This is a genomic window from Streptomyces sp. SID12501 (assembly GCF_010550245.1).
GTDB lineage: Bacteria > Actinomycetota > Actinomycetes > Streptomycetales > Streptomycetaceae > Streptomyces.
The window spans coordinates 88798-96912 of record NZ_JAAGLU010000042.1 but is presented as its reverse complement, the minus strand read 5'-3'; the positions used below and the strand labels follow the sequence as shown (position 1 = coordinate 96912).

The 8115-nt window shown below is 67.0% G+C and carries 5 protein-coding genes; 4 read left to right on the top strand and 1 reads right to left on the bottom strand.

Annotated features, from left to right (window positions below; genetic code table 11):
- Positions 1 to 131: 131 nt before the first annotated feature.
- From G3I71_RS37860 to G3I71_RS37845, 4 genes are all read left to right on the top strand, one after another.
- Positions 132 to 1457 (top strand): ABC transporter substrate-binding protein, encoded by a 1326-nt coding sequence (locus G3I71_RS37860; RefSeq protein ID WP_164322181.1) that lies wholly within the window; start codon positions 132 to 134, stop codon positions 1455 to 1457.
- Between the two features lie 67 nt (positions 1458 to 1524).
- The gene (locus tag G3I71_RS37855; RefSeq protein ID WP_164322179.1) at positions 1525 to 2457 is read left to right on the top strand and encodes a carbohydrate ABC transporter permease; all 933 of its coding nucleotides are present in this window, start codon (positions 1525 to 1527) and stop codon (positions 2455 to 2457) included.
- Positions 2454 to 3281 (top strand): carbohydrate ABC transporter permease, encoded by an 828-nt coding sequence (locus tag G3I71_RS37850; protein ID WP_164322177.1) that lies wholly within the window; start codon positions 2454 to 2456, stop codon positions 3279 to 3281. Before G3I71_RS37855 ends, G3I71_RS37850 begins: the two co-directional genes overlap by 4 nt.
- Before the next feature lie 55 nt (positions 3282 to 3336).
- A complete protein-coding gene (locus tag G3I71_RS37845) occupies positions 3337 to 4767 on the top strand; it encodes an RICIN domain-containing protein (protein ID WP_164322175.1) in 1431 nt (476 codons plus the stop codon).
- A gap of 69 nt (positions 4768 to 4836) precedes the next feature.
- On the opposite strand, the gene G3I71_RS37840 is transcribed toward G3I71_RS37845, so the two are convergent.
- On the bottom strand, positions 4837 to 8037 hold the full coding sequence (locus G3I71_RS37840; RefSeq protein ID WP_164322173.1) for an alpha-L-rhamnosidase: 3201 nt from the start codon (positions 8035 to 8037) through the stop codon (positions 4837 to 4839).
- Positions 8038 to 8115: the final 78 nt, after the last annotated feature.

The following is an 8115-nucleotide window of genomic DNA, read 5'->3' as shown; positions in this document are numbered from 1 at the left end:
CGCGGGGCTCCGGGCGGCCATGTTCCTTAAGCCATTTCATCGGCTCAACCATGACAGCCATACCCGGAGCCCCTGAGCCCCACCGATCTTACGAATGACCAGTTCGAACCCACCAAGAAGGTAGGACACCCATGAGGTCAAGCACTCTCGCCAAGAGAAGGGCCGTGGTGGCCGCGGCCGCCGTTCTGCCGCTCGTGCTGAGCGCGTGCAGCGCCGGTTCTCTCGGCTCGTCCAGCGAGGACGGGTCCGCGACATCGATCAAGCTGCTCGTCGACAACGCGCCCGACAACCTTCAGTCCGCCCAGCAGCTGGCCAAGGCCTTCGAGGCGAAGAACCCGAAGATCAAGGTGAGCGTGGAGACGCGTCCCGGCGGGACAGAGGGCGACAACCTCATCAAGACACGGCTGCAGACGGACAGCATGGACGACCTCTTCGTCTACAACGTGGGTTCCCTGTTCCAGCAGATCGACCCGACGAAGACGCTTACACCGATCACGAACGACCCGTACGTCAAGAATCTCGACGAGTCCTTCGTCCCGCAGGTCACGGTCGGCGGCCAGACCTACGGCGTCCCCTTGGGCTCGGCTCTCGGCGGCGGCGTCCTCTACAACAAGAAGGTCTACGACAGGCTCGGCCTGACGGTGCCCAAGACCTGGGCGGACTTCATCACCAACAGCGAGAAGATCAAGACCGCCGGCATCACCCCGGTCATCCAGACCTACCAGGACACCTGGACCTCCCAGCTCCTCGTCCTGGGCGACTTCCACAACGTGGCGGCGGCGGAACCGGGCTTCGTCAAGGACTACACGGAGAACAAGGCGAAGTACGCCTCCGACCCGAACGCGGTGAAGGGCTTCCAGCACCTCCAGCAGATCCACGACCTGAAACTGCAGAACTCGGACTACGCGTCGGCCACCCTCGTCAAGGGCCTCCAGATGCTGGCCACCGGCAAGGGCGCCCAGTACCCGATGCTCTCCACCGTCATCAGCGGGATCAAGACAAGCAACCCGGACCAGCTCAACGACATCGGCTTCTTCGCGCTGCCGGGTGACGACGCCGCCACCAACGGCCTGACGGCGTGGTTCCCGAACGCCCTCTACGTCCCCAAGACCACCACGGGAGACAAGCTCGCCGCGGTCAGGAAGCTCCTCGCATTCGCCGCGAGCCCGGCCGGCTGCACGGCCCAGGCGAAGGCGTCGACGCCGACCGGGCCCTACCTGGTCAAGGGCTGCACCCTGCCGACGGACGTGCCGACGATCACCAAGGACGTCGCCGCGTACTTCACCGACGGCGCCCAGAGCCCGGCACTGGAGTTCCTGTCCCCGGTGAAGGGCCCGAGCCTCGACCAGATCAGCGTCCAGGTCGGCTCCGGCATCACCGACGCGAAGACGGGCGCGACCCAGTACGACAAGGACACGAAGAAGCAGGCTCAGCAACTCGGCCTGTCGGGCTGGTAGAAACGCACGTCAGTGCCTCCCCGCCTTCGCAGAGCGGTGCGGGGAGGCACCCGAGAGAGGTCGAACGATGACCACAGTTGCACCGACCCCGCCGAAGACGACCGAGCGGACACCAACGCCGGTCCGGGCGCGCCGGTCCCCCGGAACGCACAGTTCCTATCCCACCTGGTTCTACCTGCCCGCGGCGGCCGTCTATGGAGCGTTGTTCCTGGTCCCCACCCTCGCGTCGTTCTACTTCAGCCTGACCAGATGGACGATCTTCAAGTCGACCTTCATCGGCCTGGCCAACTACACCGAGTTCTTCCAGGAGCCCGCGCTCGTCAAGGGCTTCGTCAACACGTTCCTCTACGCCGTCGTCACCTCGGGCCTCACGGTCGTCCTCGGCCTCTTCCTCGGGATCCTGCTGACCAGCCAGATCCGCGCCCGGGGCTATCTGCGCTCGGCGGTGTTCTTCCCCGTACTGGTCAGCACCGTGGGCGTCGGCATCACCTTCACCGCCTTCATGGACCCCTCCACCGGCGCGATCAACAAGGCCCTGTCGGCGATCGGCATCGACGGTCCGGGATGGCTGACCGAGCCGTCGCTCGCGCTGTTCTCGGTGGCCCTCGTCGACGTGTGGAAGGGCGTCGGCCTGGCGACCGTCATCTACATCGCCGGCATCGTGTCCATCCCGCAGGACTACTACGAGGCGGCGAGACTCGACGGCGCGAACGCCTGGCAGCTGCTGCGCAACGTCGTCCTGCCCCTGAGCTGGCCGGCGACCTCCACCGTCATCATCCTGTCGCTCATCGGCGGCCTGCGCTCCTTCGATCTCATCTGGGCGATGACACGCGGCGGACCGGGCTTCAGCTCCGACGTGGTCGCCTCCGTCATCTACAAGCAGTACCAGGCGGGCTTCTACGGCCTGTCGACCGCCGGGAACGTCATCCTCTTCCTCGTCGTGACGGCGGTCGTCGTCCCGCTGTCCCGCTTCCTGGCCCGCAAGGAGGTGCAGCGATGAGGAACTCCACCCGTACCTGGCTGGGCGCGCTGTCGGTCATCGTCAGCATCGTCGTCTTCGTCGTCCCGTTCGCGTTCATCGTGCTGACGGCCGTCAAGGATCCGCAGCAGGCCGCTCAGCTCGACTTCTCCTGGCCACGGCACTTCCGGCTGGTCGACAACCTGGTCGAGGTGGTGCAGGCGCGGGACTACATCCTCGTCATCGCGTTCGTCAACAGCGTCATCCTGACCGTCGCCAGTGTGACGGCGATGGTCGTCCTCGGCGCGATGGTCGCCTTCGTGCTGCAGCGCCGGGTCACCCGGTGGACGGGCCTGATCAACTTCCTGGTCCTGTCCGGGCTGATCATCCCCCCGGCGGTCGTGCCGACGATCTGGGTCCTGCAGAAGGCCGGGCTGTTCGGCACGCTCCCCGGACTGATCCTGGTGGAGATCGCCTTCGGCCTCTCCTTCTCCATCCTCCTCTTCCGCGCCTTCATCGCCACCATCCCGCGCGAACTCGACGAGGCCGCGATCATCGACGGCGCCTCCCCGCTCCGGCTCTTCTTCCGGGTCGTCCTCCCGATGCTCCGCTCGGTCGTCGTGACCGTGATCGTGGTCCAGTCGGTGGCCGTCTTCAACGACTTCACCAACCCGCTGTACTTCCTGCCGGGCGAGCAGAACGCCACCGTCCAGCTGACCCTGTTCAACTTCCAGAGCCAGTACAGCACCAGCTACAACCTGCTCTTCATGGACATCCTGCTCATCACGATCCCGCCGCTGATCATGTTCCTGTTCTTCAACCGGCAGATCGTCGCGGGCATGACCGCGGGAGCCGTCAAGGGCTGAGCCCTGCCCGTACCAGCACCACCATCAACACCTCACCGATACAAGGGAGTTTCGTGTGACCAGCCCACATACCGAAGGCATCCTCCTGCGGATACACAGACGCCGTCGTCGTCCCGTCCTAGCCGCTCTGCTCGCCGCCACCCTGGCCGTTCTCGGTCTGGTCGCGACCGGCCGGGCGCAGGCGCTCAGCGGTGACGTCCGCATGCACGACCCGTCAGTCATCAAGGTCGGCAGCTGCTACTACGGATTCTCCACGGGGTTCGAGAACGACTCGCTCAATCCCAGCGGGTCCATCACCGAGCGCAGGACGTGCGACGCCACGGCGGCGACCGGCTGGGCCAAGATCGGCAATGTCTGGGAGTCGACGCCGTCCTGGATCACCGCCAAGTTGGGTGCGACGCCGCCGAACATCTGGGCGCCCGACATCAAGTACTTCAACGGCAAGTACCACCTGTACTACGCAGGTTCACGCTGGGGCACCTCGTACGCGGTGATGGGTCTCGCCACCGCCACCAGCATCGAGGGCCCCTGGACCGACCAGGGCATGGTCACCGACGTCAACTACCCCATCGACCCCAACGTCGACTGGGGATCCGACGGCCGGCTGTACGTCTCCTGGGGCTCCTGGACCGGATCCGGCACCTATATGCACGTCCTGGACGAGTCGACCGGCAAGCTGTCCACGAGCGACAACAACCTCTGGCACATCTCCGTCGACATCGAGAACCCGACGATCATCCTCAACGGCGGCTACTACTACCTCTTCGGTTCGAAGGGCCTCTGCTGCAGCGGAACCAACAGCACCTATTACACGGTCGTCGGACGGTCCACCAGCATCACCGGCCCCTACCTCGACCAGAGCGGCACGAACATGGCGTCCGGCGGCGGAACGCCGGTGCTCGCGGGCGCGTATCCCAAGGTGGCGGCCGGGGGCGCGGACGCCTTTGACGACGGCACGTCGAAGTTCCTCGCCTACCACTACTACGACGGCGACAACAACGGCCGGGAGTCCCTCGACATCCGCCAGGTCACCTTCGCCGGTGGCTGGCCCGTCCTCGCCGCCCCGCTGGGCTCCGCCAACAACCGCCTCCTGAACCGCAACAGCGCCAAGTGCGCGGACGTCTGGTTCGCGAGCAGCGCCGACGGGGCAGCCATCAACTCCGGGAACTGCAACGGCGGGACCAACCAGCAGTGGGTGCTGACCCCTTCCGGTTCGAACTACCGCCTGGTCAACGTCAACAGCGGCAAGTGCCTCGAAATCCCCGGTGGCTCCACTGCCGACGGTGCGACGGCCGACCAGTGGACCTGCGACGGCGGCACGCACCAGCTCTGGCGCAGAACGTCGGTGATCGGCGCCTATGTCACCTTCACCAACGTCAACAGCGGGCTGTGCCTGCAGGTCACCGGAGGGTCGACCGCCAACGGGGCCGCCCTGAACCAGTCGAGCTGCAACACCGGCACGAACCAGCAGTGGCTCGTGGTCTGATGCCGCGAACGTGTCTGTGGTGCCGGCCGGCACCACAGACACGTCCCCCGTGCTGTCAGCACAAGCCCATCAGCGCAGCCGGGCACTCACGCGGTACCGGCCGGACGCCAACCGACAGACATACACCCCTTCGGCGTAGCTGATGAAGCTCACGCCCTCCGCACGCGCCAGTGGCGTACGTCCTTCGCGGACCGCGTCGGCCGACACCGCGGGAAGCCGCAGGGTCGCCTCGCTGTTCGCGGGCACCACCACGTCGTACACGAGGCGCCTGCCGGCGTCCGCCACCTGCCACTCGCTCCTGATCTCCCCGTACGGCGACTCGTACACCCCCGAGACCCGGTTGATCCCGCCCGTGGGATCGATGTGGGGTTGCAGCAGGAAGTGCTTGAACCCGGGGCTCTCCGGATCGCGGGCGATGCCTGCCATGTAGGCGTACATCCACTCCATGATCGCGCCGTAGGCGTAGTGGTTGAAGGAGTTCATGCCGACCGGCCCGAACCCGTCCTCCTTCGAGTACGAGTTCCAGCGCTCCCAGACCGTGGTGGCACCGTTCTTCACCGAGAACAGCCAGGACGGCAGCGCGTCCTGGTGCAGCAGCTTGTACGCCAGGTCGGCGCGGCCCTCGTCGCTGAGGACGGGGGCGAGGACGTTGACCCCGAGGAAGCCGACGGACAGTGTGTTCTCGGCGTACCGGACCCGGATGCTGCCGGGGTGTGCGGCCTTGTAGGCGTCGTCGTTGCCGATGTTGGCGGCGAGATGACCGACGAGCGTGCGGCGCTGGGCCTGCGTCTCGTAGAAGCCGAGCTTGAGGACCCAGAGCAGCGCTGTCTGGCTGTTGTCCTCCGTCTTCTGGTCGGGATCGGAGCCCGGTTCGATCGGAGAGGCGTCGCCGAGACTGGACCTGACCGTGACCGTCCCGCCCGCCGTACTCAGGTACTTGGTGATGAACGCCTGCCTGATGTGTCCGAAGAGCCGGTCGTACGCCTCGCCCTCCGCCGTCCTGCCGATCGCGCGGGCCATCTGTGCCATCAGCCGGGTGCTGTAGCCGTAGTAGACGTCGCTCATCAGCTGGGCGCTGGTCTTCTGCGGCCCGAGCCAGTCGCCGGTGAGGGACCCCTGCCCGGCGTAGGTGTCGCCGGTCTGCTGCTGGATCCAGGTCAAGTAGCGGGTCATCGCGGGCCAGTTGTCCTCGACAACGGTCGCGTCGCCGGTCATCTGCCATACGGTCCACGGCACGATGACACCGGCGTCCGCCCAACCGCTGCCGCCACCCGGGAAGTTGAACCGTCCCGTAGGGGCGACCCCGGTGAACTGTGCCTTGCCCATGCCGTAGATGAGCGCGGAGTCGACGACGGTGTCCTGGAAGTGGCTGAGGAAGACACCGGCGTCCACGTTGTACAGACCGGTCGCGGAGAAGACCTGGGTGTCGCCGGTCCAGCCGAGGCGTTCGTCGCGCTGCGGACAGTCGGTGGGCACCCAGAGGTAGTTGCCGCGCTGGCCCCAACGGATGTTGCTCGCCAGCTGGTTGATATCGGGATCGTCGGTGGTGACGGTGCCGGTCTCACGGATCGCGGACGTGGCGACCTTGCCGGTCAGGCCGGTGATCGTGATCGTGTCCGTCGCGGTGACGGAGACATAGCGGAAGCCGTAGAAGGTCAGGGAGTCCTGGTGGGTCTCGCCGTGCCGGTCACCCTTCAGGACATACGTGCTGGTGGCCTTGGCACTGCGGAGGTTCGCCCGATAGAGGGAGCCCGCCGGACCGTCGGCGCCGGTGCTGTCGTCGTTGAGTATCTCGCCGAACCTGAACTCGGCTTTGGCTCCGGCGGGGCCACGCAGGCTGTAGCAGGCCACGCCGACCATGTTCTGACCGAGGTCGAAGACGACGGTCTCACCCGCGCCGATCGTGACCGGGGCTGAGTCCGCCTTCGCGGGATCGGTCACCGTCCGGGCGGGGTCCACGACGATCCGACCCCGGCCGTTACGACTGCCGTCCTGTCCGGTCACCCCGGTGGCGACGGTGATCGACTGCGGTCGGCGGTCCCAACGGTGCATGAAGCGTGCCGTCTCGCCCGGGTAGGCGATGAGACGCGAGTCCGGGAACCTGTCGTCGAAGGCGACTCGTTCCACGTCCGACCAGGCGGAGTCGTCGAATCCGTGCGCCGTCCAGCCCGGCAGCTCCTTGCGGGCGTCATAGGTCTGGCCGTCGTAGATGTCGTCGGCACGGTAGGGGCCGGTGTCCGTGGCCTTCCAGCCGCCGACCGGTGCGGTGACCACGGTCTGGGACGTACCGTCGGCGTACCGGATCAGCAGCTTGGCCTTGACGGCGAGGGCGTTGCCGTCCGCCGAGTAGTACGTACTGCCCTGGGAGATACGGCCGTTGTACCAGCCGTTGCCCAGGACGACCGCGAGGGTGACGTCCGGCTCCCGCGTCACGAGGTCGGTGACGTCGTACGTCATGTAGTTGACGCGCGCGTCGTAGTTCGTCGAACCCGGCGGCAGCAGTTCGATCGTGGTGCCGCCGTCCTGCTCCACGGTCACCTGCCGCCCGTTCACGTAGGCGTCGTACACGCCGAGGGCCGAGACATAGAGTCGCGCCTCACGAACACGCGGGCGGTTCTTTCCGGGGCCCGCGCTCCTGAGGGCTTCCTCCTTCCGCAGCATCGGCGCGCCGGGCGAGTTGGGGGTCCTGCCCTTCATCCCGATCCACCGGGCGCCCTCCCATCCGCCGACACCGTCGGTGCTCATCAGGCCGGTCTCGAAGAAGGAGGGGGACGCGGTACCCACCAGCCGGTCTTCGGCGTCCCACACGGTGACGGTCCAGTGATAGCGGGTCGAGGCGCGCAGCGACTTGCCCCCGTAGCGGACGGCCACCGAATCGGAGGTACGGACACGGCCGCTGTCCCAGACATCCGCCCGGGCGGACGTCAGCTTCTCCGGGGAACTCGCGACGAGGATCCGGTACGCCCCCTGGCTCCGCCCGCGCGCTGCCGATCGCATACGCCAGCCGAAGCGCGGCCGGGAAGCGTCGACGCCGAGCGGGTGTGCGCGGTGTTCCACGGTCAGTCCGAGCACTGCGCCGCCCTCCTCACCACGGGACGCCTGCGCAGCCGCGCTCGTCCCACCCCCGATGACACCGGCCCCCAGCGACACGGCGCCGGCTGTCACAGCGAGCACGGTGCGACGGCGCACTGCCGTCCTGTCCGCGCGGGCAGGGGACTCCGCGCCGGCCTCGCGGTCGGCGCCGTCCGTACTGCGTGCTTCCTGGCTCACGTCTTCGTCCTTCTTTCGGTTGTACGGGAGTCGGTCAGGGGAGCGCGCACGGTGAACGTGTGCCTCGCCGAGCCGACG

Excerpts from the sequence above, each read along its gene's own strand:
- G3I71_RS37860 (WP_164322181.1), top strand. The coding sequence starts at position 132 with ATGAGGTCAAGCACTCTCGCCAAGAGAAGGGCCGTGGTGGCCGCGGCC.
- G3I71_RS37850 (WP_164322177.1), top strand. The coding sequence starts at position 2,454 with ATGAGGAACTCCACCCGTACCTGGCTGGGCGCGCTGTCGGTCATCGTC.
- G3I71_RS37855 (WP_164322179.1), top strand. The coding sequence starts at position 1,525 with ATGACCACAGTTGCACCGACCCCGCCGAAGACGACCGAGCGGACACCA.